The organism is Ktedonobacter racemifer DSM 44963, assembly GCF_000178855.1.
Taxonomy (GTDB): domain Bacteria; phylum Chloroflexota; class Ktedonobacteria; order Ktedonobacterales; family Ktedonobacteraceae; genus Ktedonobacter; species Ktedonobacter racemifer.
The window spans coordinates 598,425-617,881 of the sequence record NZ_ADVG01000001.1; the positions used below are offsets into that span (position 1 = coordinate 598,425).

At 53.9% G+C, this 19,457-nt stretch carries 21 protein-coding genes; 9 read left to right on the forward strand and 12 right to left on the reverse strand.

The genetic code is table 11. The features are described 5' to 3' along the window. Nucleotides 1–79 precede the first annotated feature (79 nt). The 4 genes from KRAC_RS02770 (at nt 80) to ptsP (ending at nt 3,150) form a co-directional block, all read left to right on the forward strand. Nucleotides 80–544, forward strand: coding sequence for a PTS sugar transporter subunit IIA (locus tag KRAC_RS02770; RefSeq protein WP_007904325.1), 465 nt, complete (start codon nt 80–82; stop codon nt 542–544). A gap of 102 nt (nt 545–646) precedes the next feature. Next, on the forward strand, nt 647–1,051 hold the full coding sequence (locus tag KRAC_RS02775) for a PTS sugar transporter subunit IIA (protein ID WP_007904326.1): 405 nt from the start codon (nt 647–649) through the stop codon (nt 1,049–1,051). 98 nt (nt 1,052–1,149) lie between these two features. Continuing rightward, nucleotides 1,150–1,431 (forward strand): HPr family phosphocarrier protein, encoded by a 282-nt coding sequence (locus tag KRAC_RS02780; RefSeq protein WP_007904327.1) that lies wholly within the window; start codon nt 1,150–1,152, stop codon nt 1,429–1,431. A 6-nt stretch (nt 1,432–1,437) separates the two neighbouring features. Then, nucleotides 1,438–3,150, forward strand: coding sequence for a phosphoenolpyruvate--protein phosphotransferase (gene ptsP, locus KRAC_RS02785; RefSeq protein ID WP_007904328.1), 1,713 nt, complete (start codon nt 1,438–1,440; stop codon nt 3,148–3,150). Nucleotides 3,151–3,337: 187 nt separating this feature from the next. On the opposite strand, the gene KRAC_RS02790 is transcribed toward ptsP, so the two are convergent. Next, nucleotides 3,338–3,757 (reverse strand): response regulator, encoded by a 420-nt coding sequence (locus KRAC_RS02790; protein WP_007904329.1) that lies wholly within the window; start codon nt 3,755–3,757, stop codon nt 3,338–3,340. 325 nt (nt 3,758–4,082) lie between these two features. Between KRAC_RS02790 and KRAC_RS02795 the strand changes: the two genes are divergently transcribed. Then, nucleotides 4,083–4,541 (forward strand): hypothetical protein, encoded by a 459-nt coding sequence (locus KRAC_RS02795; protein ID WP_007904330.1) that lies wholly within the window; start codon nt 4,083–4,085, stop codon nt 4,539–4,541. 50 nt (nt 4,542–4,591) lie between these two features. Here KRAC_RS02795 and KRAC_RS02800 read toward each other — a convergent pair whose 3' ends face one another. The 3 genes from KRAC_RS02800 to KRAC_RS02810 all read right to left on the reverse strand — a co-directional run bounded on the left by KRAC_RS02800 (nt 4,592) and on the right by KRAC_RS02810 (nt 8,700). Beyond that, nucleotides 4,592–5,806 carry a WD40/YVTN/BNR-like repeat-containing protein gene (locus KRAC_RS02800; protein ID WP_007904331.1) on the reverse strand — a complete coding sequence of 405 codons (1,215 nt, stop codon included), beginning with the start codon at nt 5,804–5,806 and terminating at the stop codon, nt 4,592–4,594. A 202-nt stretch (nt 5,807–6,008) separates the two neighbouring features. Next, nucleotides 6,009–6,305, reverse strand: a complete 297-nt coding sequence (locus KRAC_RS02805) for a hypothetical protein (protein ID WP_157506279.1) — start codon at nt 6,303–6,305, stop codon at nt 6,009–6,011. Nucleotides 6,306–6,804: 499 nt separating this feature from the next. Beyond that, complete coding sequence (locus KRAC_RS02810) at nt 6,805–8,700, reverse strand: glycoside hydrolase family 15 protein (protein ID WP_007904336.1); 1,896 nt, start codon at nt 8,698–8,700, stop codon at nt 6,805–6,807. A 391-nt stretch (nt 8,701–9,091) separates the two neighbouring features. Here KRAC_RS02810 and KRAC_RS02815 point away from each other — a divergent pair, with 391 nt between their 5' ends. Continuing rightward, nucleotides 9,092–10,183, forward strand: a complete 1,092-nt coding sequence (locus tag KRAC_RS02815; RefSeq protein WP_007904338.1) for a ParM/StbA family protein — start codon at nt 9,092–9,094, stop codon at nt 10,181–10,183. 51 nt (nt 10,184–10,234) lie between these two features. Next, on the forward strand, nt 10,235–10,732 hold the full coding sequence (locus KRAC_RS02820) for a hypothetical protein (RefSeq protein ID WP_007904339.1): 498 nt from the start codon (nt 10,235–10,237) through the stop codon (nt 10,730–10,732). A gap of 114 nt (nt 10,733–10,846) precedes the next feature. Here the strand turns inward: KRAC_RS02820 and KRAC_RS02825 are convergent, their stop codons facing one another. The 3 genes from KRAC_RS02825 to KRAC_RS02830 form a co-directional block, all read right to left on the reverse strand. Then, on the reverse strand, nt 10,847–11,206 hold the full coding sequence (locus KRAC_RS02825; protein ID WP_007904340.1) for a response regulator: 360 nt from the start codon (nt 11,204–11,206) through the stop codon (nt 10,847–10,849). After that, entirely contained in the window at nt 11,199–11,378 is a 180-nt protein-coding gene (locus tag KRAC_RS79240) for an ATP-binding protein (RefSeq protein WP_083814492.1), read from the reverse strand. The genes KRAC_RS02825 and KRAC_RS79240 overlap by 8 nt, the downstream gene beginning before the upstream one ends. Before the next feature lie 285 nt (nt 11,379–11,663). Further along, nucleotides 11,664–12,017 carry a recombinase family protein gene (locus KRAC_RS02830; protein ID WP_007904341.1) on the reverse strand — a complete coding sequence of 118 codons (354 nt, stop codon included), beginning with the start codon at nt 12,015–12,017 and terminating at the stop codon, nt 11,664–11,666. A gap of 754 nt (nt 12,018–12,771) precedes the next feature. Between KRAC_RS02830 and KRAC_RS02840 the strand changes: the two genes are divergently transcribed. Then, complete coding sequence (locus KRAC_RS02840; RefSeq protein ID WP_052567908.1) at nt 12,772–13,590, forward strand: methyltransferase; 819 nt, start codon at nt 12,772–12,774, stop codon at nt 13,588–13,590. Between the two features lie 22 nt (nt 13,591–13,612). On the opposite strand, the gene KRAC_RS02845 is transcribed toward KRAC_RS02840, so the two are convergent. From KRAC_RS02845 to KRAC_RS74355, 3 genes are all read right to left on the reverse strand, one after another. Then, complete coding sequence (locus tag KRAC_RS02845) at nt 13,613–13,975, reverse strand: Mth938-like domain-containing protein (RefSeq protein ID WP_007904342.1); 363 nt, start codon at nt 13,973–13,975, stop codon at nt 13,613–13,615. 347 nt (nt 13,976–14,322) lie between these two features. Continuing rightward, nucleotides 14,323–14,907 (reverse strand): DUF7405 family protein, encoded by a 585-nt coding sequence (locus KRAC_RS74350; RefSeq protein ID WP_007904344.1) that lies wholly within the window; start codon nt 14,905–14,907, stop codon nt 14,323–14,325. Beyond that, complete coding sequence (locus KRAC_RS74355; RefSeq protein ID WP_040441827.1) at nt 14,907–15,419, reverse strand: hypothetical protein; 513 nt, start codon at nt 15,417–15,419, stop codon at nt 14,907–14,909. Before KRAC_RS74355 ends, KRAC_RS74350 begins: the two co-directional genes overlap by 1 nt. A gap of 447 nt (nt 15,420–15,866) precedes the next feature. On the opposite strand from KRAC_RS74355, the gene KRAC_RS02865 reads away from it, so the two are divergent. Beyond that, on the forward strand, nt 15,867–16,622 hold the full coding sequence (locus KRAC_RS02865) for a serine aminopeptidase domain-containing protein (protein WP_007904346.1): 756 nt from the start codon (nt 15,867–15,869) through the stop codon (nt 16,620–16,622). Between the two features lie 284 nt (nt 16,623–16,906). Here the strand turns inward: KRAC_RS02865 and KRAC_RS02870 are convergent, their stop codons facing one another. After that, nucleotides 16,907–18,364, reverse strand: a complete 1,458-nt coding sequence (locus KRAC_RS02870) for an RNA-guided endonuclease InsQ/TnpB family protein (RefSeq protein ID WP_040441829.1) — start codon at nt 18,362–18,364, stop codon at nt 16,907–16,909. After that, on the reverse strand, nt 18,333–18,941 hold the full coding sequence (locus KRAC_RS02875; RefSeq protein WP_007904349.1) for an IS607 family transposase: 609 nt from the start codon (nt 18,939–18,941) through the stop codon (nt 18,333–18,335). Before KRAC_RS02875 ends, KRAC_RS02870 begins: the two co-directional genes overlap by 32 nt. Nucleotides 18,942–19,457 lie beyond the last annotated feature (516 nt).

Sequence of the window (19,457 nt, forward strand, 5' to 3'; positions counted from 1 at the left end):
GCCAGTCTATACAATGACTGGCTGCTCATACGGCTAGCATACCTGGTTTTTTACGTTTCACCTGGATGGAAGGAACATAATGGCCCGTATTCCCATTTTAGCACCCATTGATGGCACAGCCGTCGCCCTGGAAACCGTTCCCGATGAAGTCTTCGCGCAGAAGATGGCCGGAGACGGCGTCGCTATCGCGCCAGAAGGTGCGGTCGCGGTCGCACCCGTGAGCGGCGACCTGATCAAGCTCTTCCCGGGCGGTCACGCCTTCGGTATCGCCACTCCCGAAGGCGTGGAACTGATCGTCCACATTGGCCTGGACACAATTGAACTGGGCGGTGAGGGCTTTGAGAATATCGCTACCGAGGGGCAGCACGTTGAGGCGGGAACGCCGATTGTACGCTTCAATCGGGCTACCATCGAGCGCCTGGGTAAATCTGTCATCAGCCCCGTCGTCTCTTCGGGTGCGGGAACAGTCACACAGCATGCCCAGGGACCTGTTAAAGCCGGACAAGATGTGCTTTTTGTCCTGGAAGTCAGCCTGGAAGTCTAAACGGATATTCCTGGCTATTCATTCGTTCAATGTTCACTACCTTGAGACACCTACACGACCACACCTGGTGTCTCCTTGCTTGCATCAAAGAGAGGGAAACACTTGATTGGGATTGTCCTTGTGTCGCATGGCGCACTGGCGGAAGGTCTCAAAAATGCAGCGGAGATGATTATTGGTCCTCAGGAGCGGCTAATCGCGATTGGCATGCCTCCTCAGGCTGATCTTGCCACTTTGCGTCATGAAATAGAGGCCGCGCTCCTGCAAGTTGGGGACCAGGAAGGGGCGCTCGTCCTTGTAGATATTCTCGGCGGGAGTCCGGCCAATATCGGACTGCACCTGGCCAAGAGCGGCACAGAGGTCATTTGTGGCACCAATCTACCTATGCTCCTGGAGATGCTTACCCAACGCGAAAATTCGACGCTGCAAGAGTTAGCCAGCCTCGCGGTTCAAACCGCACGCGAAGGGGTCATTCGCCTTAGTGGTCAGCCCGCTGACGAAGACGAATAAGCCCATCTTCACAACCGTTCTTCAGAAAGGTAACAGGAGCAACCCAAAACGTTACCCCCATCTTTGAGAGTAGAGCATACCTGGAAAGGGAGATACCTTTGGCTACATCACAGGAAGTTATCATTCAACATGAAGTTGGGCTGCATGCGCGCCCAGCGGCCCTCTTTGCCAAAAGGGCCGCGCAATACGCCTCGGCCATCTCTATTGAGAATATGACCAAGGGGAGTCAGCCGGTCAATGCGAAGAGCATGCTCCGCCTTCTTTCGGCCAGCATTCAGATGAATGACCAGTTGCGTATTACCGCTGAGGGCGATGATGAACAGGCCGCCGTCAAAGCGCTTTGCGAACTGATCAAGCAAAACTTTCAGGAGACGGAGTAGATAGGCATGCCCACCACCACCTTGCGAGGCGTCGGAGCCTCTCCTGGTATCGCCATCGGACACCTTCATCACTATGCGGAGGCGACCCTGAATGTCGCCCACAGCACAAGCACCGATCCCGCGAGAGAAAAAGCGCGCCTGGAGGAGGCCCTTGCTCAGGCCAGGCAAGAAATTCAGGCGCTCGCAACGCAGGCGCGGCACAACGTTGGCGCAGGCGAGGCCGCTATTTTTGAAGCCCACGAGATGTTTCTCGACGATCCAGAACTGCTTGACCGGGTAGACAGTATGCTACAGCAACAACAGGTAAGCGCTGCCTACGCCTGGCAAGAGAGCACGCAACAGGCCGTCGCCGAATTACGGGCCATTGATGATGAATATCTCGCCGCCCGCGCTACGGACCTGCAAGATGTTGCCCAACGCGTCTTGCGGATCATACAAGGTGTCGAGGAGCAGAAACTGGCGCTCTCCGAGCCCGCGATTATTGTCGCTCAGGATCTCACGCCCTCCCAGACTATTCAATTTGAAAACGAGAAGATACGCGCCTTCTGTATCGCCGAAGGTGGTCCAACCTCCCACGTGGCCATTCTGGCGAAAGCGCTTGGCATTCCAGCCATCACCGGGCTTGGGAAGGCCATTGAAAGCCTCCATGATGGGCAACGAGCCATTGTGAATGGGGCGAGTGGAGAAATCATCCTCGATCCAGATAAAGCCACGCTTGCAACCTACCAACAAGAAATCCAGGCCCTGACCCAGGCGCACCAGGAGGCATTCCAGGATGCGCACCAGCCCGCAACGACACGCGATGGGCACACGATAGAGGTCGTCGCGAACATTGGCACACCGGAGCAGGTTGCCGAAGCCCTGCACCAGGGAGCCGATGGTGTCGGTCTTCTGCGCACAGAATTTCTCTTCATGGAGCGTGAGGCCGCCCCCGACGAGAACGAGCAATACGCCATCTATCGCTCTATTCTCCAGGCAATGGATCAGCGCCCCGTTGTCGTGCGTACATTTGATATCGGCGGCGACAAACCCGCCTCATACCTGCACATGAGCAACGAGATGAACCCATTTCTGGGTATCCGTGGTGCACGCCTGGCCCTGGAACATAACGACCTCCTGCAAGCGCAACTCAGCGCGCTGCTCAGAGCTGGTGAGGGTCACAATCTCAAAATCATGTTCCCTATGGTAAGCAGCCTGGAAGAGGTCGAGGCCCTGCGAGTACAGGTCCAGCAGACTCAGGCCACTCTCAGCGCGCAAAACACCCGGTACGCGCAACAGGTTGAAATCGGCATCATGGTTGAAGTGCCTGCGGCCGCCGTGATGGCTGATGTCATCGCACCACATGTTGATTTCTTTAGCATTGGCACCAACGACCTCACTCAATATGTGATGGCGGCTGACCGCACCAACTCCGCAGTGGCTCACCTCGCTGATGCCCTCCATCCAGCGGTCTTGCGCTTCATCCGCATGGTTATCGACGCCGCCCATACGCATGGAAAATGGGTTGGCCTCTGTGGCGAACTGGCTGGAAATCCCCTGGCGGCAGTGGTTCTCCTTGGCCTGGGGCTGGACGAGTTTAGCATGACCGCCAGCTTTGTCCCCCTCGTCAAACAACGTCTACGCCAGTTAGGTACGGAGCAGGCTCGCGCCATCGCGCTTCACGCCCTCAGCCTGCCTAACGCCCAGGCGGTGCATGCCTACCTGGAGTCTCTTACATAGTTTATCCTGCCTGTCTTCGGAGCAAATAGAATCAGAGCGTTCCTGCTTTGGCTCGCAAGCTCGCCTTAGAGGAGGGTGTATGGGCGTGGGGCGCTTCGCGCCCCACGCCCATACACCCTCCTCTAAGCACCGCAGGCGCGAGAGACACACATTGCTCAGAATGGGAAAGCCCTGTATCAGGTATGCTTCACTTGGTAGCGGAGGGCAACACATTGATGACCGCCGAGGTCAGATCCTTAAAGGTGAAAGGCTTCTCAATCACGCTGGCGTGAGGAGCAATCGTCAGAGCCAGTTCAACTTCGGAGAGCGCAGCCGCGGTGCAAAAGATCAGCGGGAGACGTTGTGTGAGGGAATGCGCCTGTAAGCGGCGCAGCACATCTAAACCATCAACATCTGGCAGATGCAGATCAAGAATCAGTACATCGATCGGCAAAAGGGGAGGCTGCAAGGAAGTGGCTTGGGAAGAGGTCTCTGTTGGGGGGAGTAACGCTTGCAGACATTCGAGAGCATGGTCATAGATCGTCACCTGGTGACCTGCATATTGCAGCATGGTTGCACACAGGCGTGCTATGCGTACATTATCTTCCAGCAAACCTACTTGGGCCATAACACCGCAACTTTCACCGAAACTCCGTTCTGGAGGCCCATCTCCGTTCACGGGATGGCAGGAACGCGCCTAGAGGCGAGACGTTGTCGTCTATACAGCTCACACGCGTCTTACCCCAAGGGACAAAAGCGCCTGGCTGGTTGCTCTGATATTCTCTCCTGATTGTAAATTCAAATGCGCTTTCTGTCAAGAAAACCCGCTTCCTCTTGCAAAGCCTTACCAGGCTCCACTATCAGTAGCAAGTTCTTCACTCTCGACGCTCACATCAATATGCTGTACAATCTTAATCGATAGACCACTCTTATATCAGAGAGAAGAAGTACGCATGAGCGATAATGAAGTAGTCAAAAAGTACCCCATCAGTGCCGTACGCTATGGCATGGGCAAAGAAATACAGCTCTATAAGGATGAACTGGTCGTTACCTCGCTAGAGGAAGGCCATGAAATACGCCTGCCCCTGGAGGAGCTCAAACGCCTGATTCTGACGCCCGGTGATCCAACCCCCTCCAAGCTGGTTCTTATGGCCGACCTGACGGATGGAGAGACCATTATTTTAGCCGAGGGCATGAGTAATGCCAAAGATTTTCGCGCCCTCCTCCCTCACCTGCAAGAGCTACATCCCGATCTGGAGCTAGATCCACCCGACATGGGTGAGCAGTTGCGCCAGGCTCTCAATACCAAGCGTGCCTGGTCACTCACCTGCTATGGCTCGATTGTCCTGATCTGCGTCCTCCTCTATCTCCTCTATCTCGCCGTCGCCTTCCTAGGCACACATCATCCGTAGAGGGCGTTACGCGCCCTCTCACATCTCATCTTCTTTGCTGGATGACATACTTAATCCTTCTGTGCCGCCCCACTCTCGCGCTCCGATTCCCTGGTCCGCAAACCACGCCTTCGTCCACGTTGAAGGAGCCAGTAGAGCAGGCCAAAGAACGCAATTACGATCACAAATGGGAGCAGCCGATCAGCCGAGAAGCCTGTGCTCGTACCAGGATACTGATAAAGGGCATCGCGACCAGCGACATATAAACGAGCATAGTCGCTAGCTCCCAGGATCATAGTATAGGCAGGGACCTTCCGGGGCCAGCCGCTGGCAATGCTGCGCCAGCTTTGTCCCTCGTCATCGCTGCGTAGCGGACCGATACTGCTACCAACATAGACCGGGACCGTATTCGCTTGCTGGCGAAAATCAACAAGAATACTGTAAATCTGTAGCCCTGGCAGAGGCGATTTTCCACTTATCCAATGCAAGCCATTATCTTGTGAGAGAAAGGTTCCCTTCGAGGTTCCCAGGTAGATCAATCCCTGGCGTCCCCCACCAACGGAGGCAGGCATGACTACGTTTAGCTCGGTCGTCGCTGGTAGACTCGTCGACACCGCCTGCCAGGTCTCGCCCCGGTCATCGGAGCGATAGAGGCCCCCAGCAGTCACGGCCCAGAGTCGATGCGTCGCAGGATCATACACCAGTTGCTTGATCGCCGCGTGACCTGGCAGGCCCGAGTTCGCCTGCCTCCAGGTAGTGCCATTATCGCTACTTATGAAGACTCCCTGGTCAGCGGTACCAGCATAGAGATGGTTAGAGCGCACCTCGTCAACAGCGATGGTGGTATAACTGGTCGAGGGCAGATGTGTTGATGCGTTCACAAGCGTCTGCCACTGCTGCGTAGGTGCTGAACTGACAAAGAGGCCATGCCCTGTTGCCGCGTACAATTTCTTCCCCGCGCTGTCAAAGGTAAGCGCCTGAATTGCGCTTCCCTGGAGCACTTCCGGGCTGGTGGCGCTCCACTTACTGCCACCATCGGTACTATAAAATATCTGCCCCTGGCTGTTGCCAGCATACAGGGTATTAGGGTCGTCTGGTTGCGCCACAAGGGCCCGTATCTCAGGCTGCCGCAGACTGCTCTGCTGCCAGTCGCCTCCTCCCAGAGCGCCTGCGCCAGAGCCACAGGCCGCAAGCAGGGAGAGCAAGACGACGCTCCCCATCACACAAGCAGCTAACCGGCGCCAAAATAAAAAAACACGTTCAGAACGTGATCGTTGTGCCTGCACGAATTTTTTCTCCCTCAAAACATGATGCAACTATAACATACAGTGCTCAGGGAAGAAAGGCAAGCTTCTTGCCCCTTTCGCGCCTGCGGCACTCAGGAGTAGGGAGTGTTGGTGTGCGGTGCGAGCATTCGCTCGCACCGCACACCAACACTCCCTACTCCTGGTGAGTATACCAGCCGAGAAGGCCATATATGGTTCCAGGCTAGCGCGCCCGCCGAATGACCCGTTGCATATATACGACGGTCTCCTGGACTTCATAGCCCTTGGGGAGCTTCGTAGTTTTCTCGCTCTGGGGCATCAACACATCTTTAATGTTCTTTACTGAGGGTAAAGTGCTCGCAACCATGCGGGGCGAAGGCGCCAGACGTGCCAGAAGATTACGGCGCAACAACTCAATACCTACACCAAGCGCGATAGCCCCCACACCAGCAGCAACACCTTTAGAGACCTGCGGATTATATAATACCGCGGGCAGACTCACCTGATGTGTTGTGACCATACTTCTGGATGTTTCTACCAACTCATTCCCACACTGACGACAAAATGTATCCTCAGTCATGCTGTCAACACGACACTTGGGACAATACATCGATTTTCCTCCTCATGAGGTCTAAAAATGAAGCCGCTCTTATCTGACACTAAAAACTATGAAAAAGCGAAAGCGCATGAAGTGCCCTCCACTCTTTTCGTAGAAGACAAGAAAGGCAGGGAGCAAACAAACAATGATTTCTTTCGCAGATACAGCTAAAAGCACACTCGGTCAGCGATTATCTCTTCCTGCCAGGAGAGGAACCCTTCTGCTCTATTATACAATCTTCACACCTTTACACCTACAAAGGTAACGATTGTAGGACCCCCACTACAATCCCTCTCAGTTCCACACGCATCAAAGATGATTTTCGACGCAAGAGCACGACTTCCGGCAGGCAGGATAAAAGAGGAGTGGCCTGTGGACGTATACGCTCGCAGGCCACTCCTCTTTTATCCTTTAAAGCGTTTTAGATCCTACCCGGCGAGAACAGGTTAAATTCGCGACTGCGATAACGCATCATCGGATTATTAAGCGCCTGGTCAACCGTGTGGCAGGCGGTAATCAGTGAGAGGTGGGTAAAGGCTTGCGGATAATTTCCCAGCGCCTCGCCCGTTGGTCCAATCTCTTCCGCATACAATCCGAGGTGGTTGGCATAGGTAAAGACGTTCTCCAGAATCAGGCGCGCCTCTTCCAACTGGCCCGCATTTGCCAGCGCCTCAGCCAGCCAGAAACTACAGGGGCTAAACACGCCCTCCTGGCTACGCAAACCGTCATCAGCGGCCTGCTCGGGGTGGTAGCGATATACGAGCGAGTCACGACTTAGCTCGCGTTTGATGCACTCCACCGTGCTTAACATGCGCGGATCGGTCGCCCCCAGAAATTTGGTGATTGAGATCAGTAGTGCACTGGCATCGACAGCCTCACTCCCATAGTACTGCACAAAGCTCCCTTTTTTGTCGCTCCAGCCTTTGCGCATAATCTCTTCATAAATGATGCCGCTCGTACGTAACCATTCCTCGAGAGGGGCATACCAGCCACGATGACGTGTCAGGCGAATGGCACGGTCAAAGGCCACCCAGCTCATCAGGCGCGAATGGACGAAGGGTTTGGGACCCCCTCGCACCTCCCAAATCCCCTCATCAGGCTCATGCCAGTGCAGAGTCAACCAGCCAAGCAGGCGACGCAAGTTCTGCCATAGATCATAGGAAATGTCCTCGTAGCGATTATAAATGTAGATGGCGTCCATCAGCTCGCCATAGATGTCGAGCTGTTTTTGATTATACGCACCATTGCCAATACGCACGGGGCTGCTCCCCAGGTACCCCTCCAGGTGATCCAGGGTATGTTCAGAGAGGTCATGACTGCCATCAATGCCGTATATGGGTTGTAGACCACCATCCTCCTCCATCTCATGACAACGAGCGTTCAACCATCCCATAAAGGCCTCAGCCTCCTGGGAGAAACCAAGTAAGAGCAGACTATAGAGTGTAAATGCCGCATCGCGCAGCCAGGTAAAGCGATAATCCCAATTGCGCGCGCCACCAATCGTCTCGGGCAGGCTGGTGGTGGGCGCGGCGACGATGGCCCCCGTTGGCGCATAGGTCAGGAGTTTGAGCACAAGCGCTGAACGCCGTACCACCTCGCGCCAGCGCCCCAGATACTGGCACTGCGATAACCAGTTCTGCCAGTACGAGCGTGTCTTCAAAAACGCGTCTTCGTAATACTGGGGATAGTAATGAATCACAAGTTCCCCCTCGGTCACACACTCCATGGAGAAGTAGGCCGATTCGCCTTCCTGGAGCGTAAAGGAGGCATGAACGCCACCATAATCATCCGCCTCAAGGGGGACACTCGCGTCAAGTGCCAGAGCCAGTTCACTGCTCTGAAACAACGCCCCGCTTTCAGAGAGCTGCAACTCGTGAGCCTCGCGCGCGTAATTGAAGGCTGGTCGGCACTCCATGCAAAAGTCCAGCGAACCGCGCACAACCTTTACCATACGGATCATCTGGTGCTGATATCCAAGGCGTTGGGCGGGATACACTGGCATAAAATCCGTAATCTGGCCGACGCCATCATTTGTGAGGAAACGTGTAATCAGGATATTTGTCTCTGGCCAGTAGAGCTGCCGATGGCCCGCGGTAATAGATTCAGGCGGTGCTATACGAAAAAAGCCGCCCTTATTGACATCTAGCAAACGCCCAAAGACACTTGGCGAATCGAAGCGAGGTAGGCAACACCAATCGATCGAGCCATTTTTGCCAATAAGAGCCACGGTATGCAGATCCCCAATCATGCCATAATCTTCAATAGGCAGGTAGCTCTTTGAGGTCAGACACGTCTCTTGCAAATGATCCTTAGCCATCACACCCCCCAAATGGGTCATACTAAACGCGTTTCAATTTATCGCTCTAATCTCCTTCTATCATAGTACTCAGGCAAACGAATAGGCTGTAACGGGCTGCCATGCTTACATCATGGACGCTCCACACTCACATTCGACGCAAAAATCACCCTCACTTGGGTTTATAGTAAACGATTGCCCGTCAACAGATTAGACCAGTACGATGAGGAGAGGAGACGGCGATAAGAAGCGTTCTCGTCCTGCTTCAATTGCCTCATTAAAGAGAAACCTCTTTCGGCCGATTACCTCAGGTGACGATACTAACGTGAGGCTAAACCGTTTAAGTATTGAGGACTGGACTCAATAATTTGCACATATTGATATTAACCAAGTAAAGAAGGACTCTATTTCGATGAAATGGTATCCCTATGGTCATGATTTCGGCAACGCAGAGATAGGTGGAGTGACCGTTATTAACGGAAAAATCCAATCACTTAGCCTTCCTACCGCATTCTCCAAAGTTGATACAACCGCGATGCGCAACCTTGGTATTAAACTCGATCAATCCAACGTCCATATCATTCAATTCTATGAAGAGGAAAGCGCCTACGCGCTGGGCGACCTCGCGCTCGAACAATCTCTCGACGTCTATCATGGACGCGGCGATATCCAGCGCTACTCCGGAAAATATAGCCTGCGTGGCCTGCTTACCATCGCGGCAACGCTGATTCCAGATACCGAATTCGGTATCTACGTTGTCACGGGCCTGCCCGCCGAAACCTATATCAAAAACTCGGCTCTGCGCAGCGCCATTAAAGCCGCCCTTGACGGCACCTACATTTTTACCCTCAATGGCAGCCAGACGATGCGCCGGGTCACCGTCGAAGTCGCAACCGTGGTTATGGAGGGTGCAGGCGCCCTTATCGCCTATGGCGACAAAGGAAGCAATCGTACAGAGAGCGCCGTTATCGACATCGGTGGTCGCACAACCGATCTCTACGTCGCTCGTGGCCAGGTGCCTGTCACCGAGTACTGTAAAGGTAAACCCCTGGGAGTCGAGCGCGCCACGCAGATGGTCATGGATGCCTTTGAAAACAAATATGATCGTCCGCTCTCGCTGCTTGAGGCGCGTGAACTCATGCATGCCTACGCCGCACAGGGCGAGAAGCCCTATCCAGAGGTCTCCTCGTATGGCACGGCCATCAGCAAGTTTGAGCTTGAGCGCCTGGTCAAAGAAGGGGTGTCGCAGGTTGGGAGCGAAATCGCTTCCTTCGTCGCCGCGGCCTGGGGCCAGAGCGACCGCGATGCCGTCGCCGCCAGTTTCAAACCAGTACTCAATATCGGTGGAGGCGTGTACTACTTCTATACCTTCTTGAAGCAGCGCATTCCACATCTCTCGCGCCCTGAGGATCCTGTCCACGCGAACCCACTCGGCTACTGCAACCTTGCTGGCCGCCTGCTGATGCGCAAAACGCAAGCCAGCCCAAGCAGCAGCGCGGTCTAGAGGAAATTAAGGATAGCTCACAAACGCACTTAGGGAGAGAGGGTTTTAGCTATGACACAGAATTCGTCAGACAAGTTTATTCACTTCACAGTGAGCCTGCTCAAGGATTCGACTGCATTGGAGGCGCTGAGGCAGGATGCCTTAAAACATCATATGATTGACCAGCCCGGTCAATTGATCGCCTTGCGTCTGACTGAATATTACGAGATGATGAACAAAGGCATCGTTCAACCGGTGGTTCGTGTTCCAGCCATCGCGCTTTCCGCGGAGGTTGAGAATAGCCCTGCCCGGGAAGTGGCGCCCCAGGCCACACCCACAGCTACGCGTGCCACGCCGCCAGCGCCAGCATCGAACTCTACTTCCATGCCTGGGGCTGGGACAGCGCCACGCTATCCACAGCAGATGCCCACCAATGGCTCCTTCGCCTCACAAAACCAGGTCACTGGTAGAATGCGTGCCCTGCAACAGGGAGGCGAAAACATCATCGCGGCTTCGCCTAACGTAGAACAAAATGCTGATGAGGCCGCCGATTACTGGAGCGCTCTCTAAGCTCATAGGTGGTGTGGTGCACATTGACAGCCGCAGCCTGTTAATGTGCACTCCTCACCAGGGCAAGCACCACAGGCACGAGGAGTCAAGCACAAAAACCACTCATTGCATCGTCTACATATATCGCTGCAACTTTTCCAGCAATAAGCTCAACTCAAATGGCTTGACGAGAAAATCATCCGCCCCCGCCTCCTGGGCGATATGTTGCGTTTCTCTATTGGCCGAAAAGAGGATAACCGGAATATGCCTGGTTGCTGGTTGGCTCTTGAAATGTTTACACAACTCACTTCCATCCATGCCCGACATTCTAACGTCTAGTAGCAGAACACCCACCCCCGCATCCAGGTGCTTCTCAACCTCCGCGCCATTGCGCACCGTCTCCACGATATACCCCTCGTCCTCCAGGATCATAGTCATCGCTTCAAGAATAAACCGATCATCATCTGCAATGACGATTCGTTTCGGCTCAATCATGCTGAGGCTCCTTCTCCGTAGAAAAATCGCTCGCTTGCTCCTGCTCTCTTACCAGGGGTAAGCTGAAATAGAATGTTGATCCCTGCTCAGGCTCGCTCTCCAGCCACATATGCCCCCCATGGCGCTTAATGATTTCAGCGAAGATATATAACCCCAGCCCGATACCAGGAATCGTACTTCTTCAAGAGATCTATAGATTTCTGGTCATCGGCTTTTTGAAATCTGTTTTGCAACACCTGACCAAATACCTTCAGGCTGGTCACTGGTGTTCCTAACCATGGCTCACAATGCCCATGAACTCGTCTTTCGTCCAGACAATGGCATTCATTAAGATATCCCACTCAAATATACCTATGTGCGCCGCATGTTGCACGAGATTCAGGCGTTAAGGCTCTATCATGAGTAGATAATCAAGCAGGCATCTCCCTTTGCTGCTCTCCTACAAGGATACTCCTTGCTACCAATGTTGCTCACGTTTCGCGCTGAGCTCAAAATCCCTACCCATTCCCACCTGCCCCAATGTCACTTTGGTCACGAGCTCTTGAAACCCGGTGCGATGCTGCGCCGAAGCTCCTGTCAAGCCTAAATCCGCATCAATAACCTCAATCTCCTCGGGATGCCACCCCAGGCTGTGCGCACGCTGCTGGAAGGCATACTGCAGGCGTAAGCTCTCCTGATTGGTGAGCACTTGATGCAACGTCGACTGCCTGATGTAGATCAGGGCTTTCTTTTGGAGATGGAGTGGGGTGACCAACTCGGACGAGCTCTTCATGAGCGTCACGGTGTTCATTGTGCTCACGGACGTACTCATACAGCACCTCCTGAAGAACCAAGGAGAGATCGTCTCTGATGCCTTGCTGCATGTGAGCTGGCAAGCGCATCCAGAGTTGAGAGGGAAGAATGGACGCAATCACGGAGAGCCTCGCAATCCTCGGCCACACTCAACAGATCGGTGACACTCTCAGCAGTCAGTTTACTTGAAACGGGTGACCGAGACGGAGCCAGTGTAGTGTATGCCAGAGGAAGGCACAAGAGCATCGAGTCGCGATACGCCACGAAGAGGTGCCCATCCCCATGAGGGGAAGACATGATGGAAACCAGGCGAAAGCGGCGTCCGAACAGGGGATGCCTGGGATCGATGACTTCAACCTCTCTCTGGTTTGTGTCATCTGGGTTCTTGAACCGGGTATTGAGTTGTGGGATCGTTCAACACGATCCCACATGATTTGTTACTGGAGTTGCTCTCGAAGAAAATTGAGGACAAACGCTTTCTTCGCCTCATCCAAGCCATGCTAGATGCTGGCTATTTAGAGGACTGGCGCTATCACGCCACTTACAGCGGAGTTCCTCAAGGTTCCATCTGCACTCCTCCTACAATGTTGCCAAAATGGTTCTAGGTTTCGTGTATCAGGTAACGATTCCACGTACACGCCTTCGTGCAGCCTACACCCTGTCCATCTCCGCTTCGGCCTTTTCCATAGTGACCTTGAGGTCGCCATAGAAGTTGCGCAAGTCCCATGACGTTAGAGCTTTTGGCGCAACGGATAGGGATTCCATACCAATGATTGCGCATTCTCGTCGATGCAATGGTGGCCTTGGGCTTTGTCGAATGCCAGCATTGCTGCTATCAGAATAGCGCGGTGGCTGCCGCCTTTCTCAGTGGGCGTTCCTCTCCTGATCTCCGTCCATTCCTGCGCTTCTGGAACCAGATCAGCTACCCAGCATGGCAGCAGTTTGAAACACGTCTTCGTATCGGTCAAGCCACATTTGAACCTGCGGACGAAGAGCAAATCAAGATCTTCTCGGAAGGGGTGGAAGCCATCACCAGTGGGGCTGCCCAGGCACTTGCCTGCACCTATGACTTTGGTTGCCATCATCAGGTGCTCGACCTTGGTGGGGGAACTGGATCGTTTCTGCTAGCGCTCTTAGGCCAGTACCCTCCCCTCAAGACCACACTCTTTGAGCTTCCATGTGTGGCAAGACTGGCACGCCAGCGCCTGGTGACGGCCTCTGTGGTTGAGCAGATCACCGTTGTGGAAGGAGATTTCTTTCATGATCCCCTTCCACCTGATTATGATTGTGTTCTTCTTGCCCACACTGTGCATATGTTCTCACCAGAACGGAACCTGAAATTGCTCCAGCGCCTCCGTGCATCTGTTTCTGCTGGTACGCGCCTGTTGCTGGTCGATTTTTGGACCGACACCACCCATACTCACCCCCCGTTTGCCGCGCTGATAGCTGGCGAGTTTCTGGTTGCAACCGGCGAAGGCGATGTATATAGCGAGGAAGAGGTGCGCGCATGGCTGCCGCAAAGTGACTGGCGCTATGTGGAGCATCTGCCTCTCTCAGGGCCTTCTAGTCTCATCGTCGCCGAAGCGCAGTGACGTGTGAAAAAGCGCTTTGTACTCAACAAGTGACATAGAACAGACCAATTACTGTGCCGTTGGCCTCATTCCAGGCTTGGATTGCCAGAGGTGTTGGCAACAAATCCACCTGGCATTGTTTTTGCTGGAAGTACTCAGCTGCCTCATCAGAAAGCCTGACGTTGCCATACTGTCCCGTGCCAATGATGAGCCGTTTCGTCCCTTTTTCATAGACGTATTTCGCCTCGTCTTGGGAAAGGATGTGCGATGTACCATAGAGGGCCTTAGATAATTTTTTCTTCCGCTTTTTTACTTGACCGCTCTGCCTGATCATCACATCGTGCGCGAAGGCAGTTCCTTCAATGGTAATTGAGCCAAAGGTGGTCTGATCGATGGTGGGTTTCATCTCGTTGCTCCTCCACATCTTCTTGCACATGTAACTTCGTTAGAGATCAAAGACGCCTCGATGATGGAAGTTACCTACTCGTAGAAGTACATATAAATGTGCAAAGTCAACGTGTAAATCTCCTCATTCTGAGGCTCTCCCGCACTTTGTGTGAAAGCTCTATTATACGTAAAGAAGCCACGGTCATGGTGAGACTTCGCAACAGGTTTTCCCTTTTGGCTGTTTACCACAACCAGTTCAGAATCACACTCAGCAGCACGGCAAAGCCATTGCGATAGCCCCCATTGAGATATAAGACCAGGGCGACCACGAGCGGACCAACGGTGGCCCCTCCTTGATCCATGGCTTCATTGACACCCACCCACTGCCCATCTAGACCGGAACATCGCCCAGACACTATCCGCATACGTGGAAAAGTTGTGCGAACCCCCACTTCCGTACCAAGCAGTCAGGTCCTCATACAGGTGAGAGAGGGGCATCGTCGTCCCATACTTGAAATAGCCGTTGGGCCACTGATCGGTCCATCCGGGCAACATCTCCAGATTCGACACGAGGATGGAGCTTTCCCCAGATTGGACGGTGGTGGTGAAGCCAAGGAAGATCGGCGCATGGAAAGGGATCGACTTTGCGCCAGGAATATTGGCTGCCAGCGCGAGTTTGCTCGCCAGACTCTGTTGCCCCGTGTGCCCGCCGCCGGTGAAGCCTCTGCGGATACTGGTGACTTGGAACAGGCTACCTGTCTGGTTGCTTCCCGTCCCGAAGAGGGCGTTGGTGTCTGTCATGATGTTGTTCAGCGAGTCACTGCGCAGTAACACGGCCACCGCATTCTGCTCCAGGCGAACTGGCCCAAAGCCAGCAGGGGACTGGTCACTGGGGAACGTCCCCGCCTCCTGGATCGCATAGACCGTCTGGCCCCGCTGTTTGGATGTCATCAGATCAACTGGTAAATACGCTGGGTAGCGCGTTCCCGCCTTGAAGAAACGCGACGAGTTCCCCAGGCGTGGGATGTAATGTTGGAAGTAGGGAAGTCCCCAGGCGACCACCATGCCCAAGACACTGGGAGGGGGAGTTCCAGACCCGCAATGACGGACTCCAGGTGGTGCTGAGCCTCCTGCAAGGCTTTTGCATTCGCCGGAACCTTCACTGCCGCCGTAATGACATGAGTGTGCAATGGGGGAATCAGGACTGGGATGGTGCCAATGCTACTCGCAACACCAGAGCCATCGTCCATGATGAGCCGTGGGGTTGGGATGGCATATTGTTCCGGTGGTAAGGGCTGATTGACCGCGAAAGCGACCCACTCAGGTGTCTGAACAAGCGTGTCGATGAGTTCGTAGATGCCTGCGGATGCCAGGGCTGCGCCAAGGGTCCCTTCGAGGAAACGTCGTCGACTCAGTGGCCTCTGTTGTTCTCCTGCAAACTGCTGTTCGTCGTTCTTGGTCATGATACCCCACTCTCTTTGCTGAGAATTGTTCTTCTCGCAGATATTGACGCCCTTCTGTTCATGCTTGATCGATACACTTACCTGACACAAACAGTACATTGAGACGGAAAAGTGACAGATTAGGATGATACAATGACGGTAGTTTGACTCAAAGCAGTCCCCAAAAGTGGGGTCATACCATTTTTTCATACAGCTATCACAAAAAGATGCACTGATCCCTCTGCAGGAAAGATTGGAAGCTATTTCAGCCCAGGTAGGGCTTAACGGGGAAAACTGTACGAAAAAATGCAGGATCACACTGGCAGGACGATGGGCCGTGAATTTTGCCTTCGGGCAGATCATCTGTGAACATGAGGACATCGATCTTTTGGCCTGAGCAAGAGACACCGAACGTCTATCTGAAGCGTTTGAACAAGCAGGATTCTCTCCAATAGAAAGGATTACTGAATGCCTCTTACAAAAGAAGTTACCACCATTGCTTCTGTTCCTGCCCTTCTCTACTTCCACACTTCGAGAGAAACATGTGCCGAGCGGGGAACGGTGTTGTTCTACCACGGCTTTGGCGGAAATAAAGAGAAGATTGAAGTTCATTCGATCAGTCTCGCACAAGCCGGATTTCTGGTGATCAGCCTGGATGCTATTGGGCATGGGCAACGACGCTTCCCCCATTTCGCAGAGGTGTTCAATGACGAACGCTGGGCAAGGGAACCGGAAGCCACTGAGGCTCACTACCTGACAATTGTGCGCCAGACGGCTGCCGAAGTGCCAATGATTGTTGATAAACTCCTCTCCTGCGGGTGGGCACACCTCGAGCATCTGGGCATCGGAGGAATCTCGATGGGCGGCGAAATCACTTACGCCGCCATCGTCAACGAGCCCCGTTTGCGTGTGGCCACCCCCATCCTTGGCTCTCCAGAATGGGAACTACCCTGGCCCGAGAGTCCACACCGACATGCAGAGCGCTTTTTCCCGGTTGCTCTGTTTTCCCAAGCTGCTGAGAAGGACGAGGCAGTGCCAGCCCGATCCATCCGTGCATTCCACGAGCAGCTTGCACCACTCTATGCGACTGCTCCAGATCGGTTGTGCTACCTGGAATATCCTGATGTTGGTCATAGGCTTTTACCACACCTGTGGGAACCCTCCCGTCAGTACATGGTAGCTTGGTTCGAGCGGTTTCTGAAGGCAGAAGGTCTTCCAGTGTGATCCTGCTGATGGCTCTCTTGTATCTTTCCTGGACTCGGCCTCGCGCAAAAAACTTGCCGCTCCCCTTGAGCCGTGGGGAATCGTCACATATTTATTGGTGCGAATAGAGTGGTTGAATATCCCCTCCATGATGCGAACAGCTTCCACTAATAGTTGATCAAAGCATAACCATCTATTGCAATGATTATCCTTCTCACTTTAACCTACGCCTGTTTACCAAACAGCGGACTAGGCGGGAGGATGCACTACGAGCATCCTATGCACCTCTCTCTACTGAGAGATGCTCACTCGTGAGATGATTCCAGGAACATCTCTGGGGGATCCCAGAAGCTCAACTGGACGGGAGGCCCGGCATCCTGGATCCTCTGCTGATTCTGCTGTTTCCACGCTTCATGCCGCGTCATGAGGAGCGCCTTGACCTCCGAGGTCGAGCGACATGCCGCCAGTTTCCGATCCCCCCAGCGTCCCGCGAGCGTCTGTGCGGCTTTGCGGTCGGCCTGGTCTGCGTAACCACAGACCAGGCACTTGAAGGTTTTCTGGTTCGGCCGATTAGCGCGATCGACATAATGGCAGCGGGGGCATTCCTGAGAGGAATAGGCGGCTCGGACCGTGTGGGCTGCCATGCCCTGTTTGGCGGCGGCCCAGGCCAGCTGCTCTGGGATATGCCCCAGGTGAGAAGCATACAGATAACTGTTCATCACCCTTGCTTTGAAGCGCATCGAGGCCACATTGAGGTCCTCATAAATGAGTCTGGCATCTCGATGATCTTTGACCAACGCATTGACCGCCCGGTTGATCTCTTGCTTGACGTGACGGCTCAAGCGTTGCGACGTTTCAGAACTTGTCGAAGGAAGCTTGCCCTTTGGGACGCCTTTCTTTTCCAGACAGGCTCGCAGTTTCGCCTTGCGGCGACGCTTTTCCCGATCGTGCTTGTGCTGTCGGGCCATCTTGCCATGAAAACTGCCATACTCTTTATTGGTGGAGGTCGTGAGGAAATGGGCAATGCCCACATCGACGCCTACTGTAGGGGCGTCAGGCTTGGTTTGAAGAGGAACGTCCTCGTCAAAGGAGAGCGTCAGCCACCAGACTCCATTGCGCTTGTGAAGTGTTGTGGATGCATTGAGCGTGCGGCCTTCGAGTGCTCGTTTGTGATAGGAGGCGAGTTTGACTGGGACTCGAAGCGGATTCCCGACATCTAAGGTGGACACGCGCAGCCAGTAGTCGAACGTGGAGTCCTCCGACTTCTCGACCACCACCACGTTGACATTGGCTTGGATGACTGGCACACGCAGCACAGGGAGATCCCATTCGGTCCAGGTCGGTTCGCGGCGTTTGAAGGCGGACATCCGGCCTTCCGCCTGAGCCTGAGCCTTGGCCTGAGCGTAATCAGCCACATCTTCCAGGTATGCCTGATAGGCGTTCGCTCGATTGGTGCGAACGCTTTTGGCAATGCCTGCGGCTTGCTGTATTGCCACTCGATGCAAGCGGTCGGAAAGATCGGTTTTGAAGACGGTTTCTTGGTACTTGTCCGGGCTTGTCTCGGCCTCGCAAAACAGGGTGGTGTACTGTTGGCACAGCGGCAAGTAAACCGCCACAAGCTGATCGAGCGCCTCAAGTTTGCCAGGATTGGCCTCAATGAGACGGATATGGGTCACCGCTCGAGTGATGGTCTGCTTCGTCTTCTTTTTGCGCTTGCGCTTTTTTTTCTCATCAAGCGAGGCTTTTTGGGGCTTCTTGCTCACGGGCGGGTCCATTCTGCTGCAAAGCCGCTAGCACTTGTTCCGTCTTGCGTTTGGCTCGTCTGCGACCATAAAGACGAGCGCAAAACGAGGGAATGATGCTGATAAAATCGCCCATGAGATCATCTTCGGCAGTATCAGCGGTGTTGACGATGACCAGTTTCCGTCCTTGCATAGCCAACAAGGTCTGAATATAGGCCACGCCAAAGCGAGAAGCGCGATCTTTGTGTTCAACCACGATCTGCCCGATTTTGGGATCTGCCAGCAGCGCCAGAAACTTGGGCCGCTGATCGTTGATGCCACTGCCGCACTCTTTGACGACTTTGCTGACCGACCAGCCTTGGGCATTGCACCAGGTCACCAGCCGCTCGGCTTGCCTTTCCAGATTGTCTTTGTTTTCGCTGCTTGAAACACGAGCATACACAGCGACGGCGTGGACCGGAACCGAGCGAAGCTCTGGCGGATCAATGATCACGGTGCCGGTGGGCAATTGATAGCCGGGAATCTGGCCGCGTTTCCACATACGCCAGGCGCTGTCATAACTGATCCCAATCTTCTTGGCATAACTCGATAACTTCATACATCCAAGTATACTCTATCTGCTTGAGATATGCAAGAGATGATGATACTTTGTGATGGTTGCTTATACAAAATGGATACCTCCAGACTTGCTATACATCCCATCCTGGCACTCCTCAACGTAGCCATGCCCATTCCAGAAATTTCCAATACATGAAAAGTAGGTGCAAAAGGCGCCCGGAGGCGAGTAAATCACGTTCCCAGGGGTAAAATCCCACATCACTCCAGTGCAAAAACAAAATCTACAACAAGATCTTGCCCCGAAGCTTTGGCATCTCCAGATTGCCGGAGCGCGTCTGCCCAAAACGCTGAGTGGACCCACACAAGAGCCAGCGTTCCTTGCCCAAGCAGGGAGGCTGGAAGCGTGGACGGAACGCTCAGAACCCCCGCTGCTTTCGCACGGGGAGTCTTCAGATAGGCACTGACACCTTATACGCTATGCACCTTTAGCCTTTTCGTGGCATCTACTATCAAAACTCACTGGGGCTTTCTCCCGCGCTTTTGAAAACACAGAGCG

What these genes read in the sequence shown, in the direction of transcription:
- KRAC_RS02790 (WP_007904329.1), bottom strand. Translation starts at nt 3,757, where the DNA reads ATGGCCCAAGTAGGTTTGCTGGAAGATAATGTACGCATAGCACGCCTG.
- KRAC_RS02820 (WP_007904339.1), top strand. Translation starts at nt 10,235, where the DNA reads ATGACACAGAATTCGTCAGACAAGTTTATTCACTTCACAGTGAGCCTG.
- KRAC_RS02875 (WP_007904349.1), bottom strand. Translation starts at nt 18,941, where the DNA reads ATGAAGTTATCGAGTTATGCCAAGAAGATTGGGATCAGTTATGACAGC.
- KRAC_RS74350 (WP_007904344.1), bottom strand. Translation starts at nt 14,907, where the DNA reads ATGACATCCAAACAGCGGGGCCAGACGGTCTATGCGATCCAGGAGGCG.
- KRAC_RS02810 (WP_007904336.1), bottom strand. Translation starts at nt 8,700, where the DNA reads ATGGCTAAGGATCATTTGCAAGAGACGTGTCTGACCTCAAAGAGCTAC.
- KRAC_RS02815 (WP_007904338.1), top strand. Translation starts at nt 9,092, where the DNA reads ATGAAATGGTATCCCTATGGTCATGATTTCGGCAACGCAGAGATAGGT.
- ptsP (WP_007904328.1), top strand. Translation starts at nt 1,438, where the DNA reads ATGCCCACCACCACCTTGCGAGGCGTCGGAGCCTCTCCTGGTATCGCC.
- KRAC_RS02825 (WP_007904340.1), bottom strand. Translation starts at nt 11,206, where the DNA reads ATGATTGAGCCGAAACGAATCGTCATTGCAGATGATGATCGGTTTATT.
- KRAC_RS02770 (WP_007904325.1), top strand. Translation starts at nt 80, where the DNA reads ATGGCCCGTATTCCCATTTTAGCACCCATTGATGGCACAGCCGTCGCC.
- KRAC_RS02865 (WP_007904346.1), top strand. Translation starts at nt 15,867, where the DNA reads ATGCCTCTTACAAAAGAAGTTACCACCATTGCTTCTGTTCCTGCCCTT.
- KRAC_RS02805 (WP_157506279.1), bottom strand. Translation starts at nt 6,305, where the DNA reads ATGGTCACAACACATCAGGTGAGTCTGCCCGCGGTATTATATAATCCG.
- KRAC_RS74355 (WP_040441827.1), bottom strand. Translation starts at nt 15,419, where the DNA reads ATGACCAAGAACGACGAACAGCAGTTTGCAGGAGAACAACAGAGGCCA.
- KRAC_RS02845 (WP_007904342.1), bottom strand. Translation starts at nt 13,975, where the DNA reads ATGAAACCCACCATCGATCAGACCACCTTTGGCTCAATTACCATTGAA.
- KRAC_RS02830 (WP_007904341.1), bottom strand. Translation starts at nt 12,017, where the DNA reads ATGAGTACGTCCGTGAGCACAATGAACACCGTGACGCTCATGAAGAGC.
- KRAC_RS02795 (WP_007904330.1), top strand. Translation starts at nt 4,083, where the DNA reads ATGAGCGATAATGAAGTAGTCAAAAAGTACCCCATCAGTGCCGTACGC.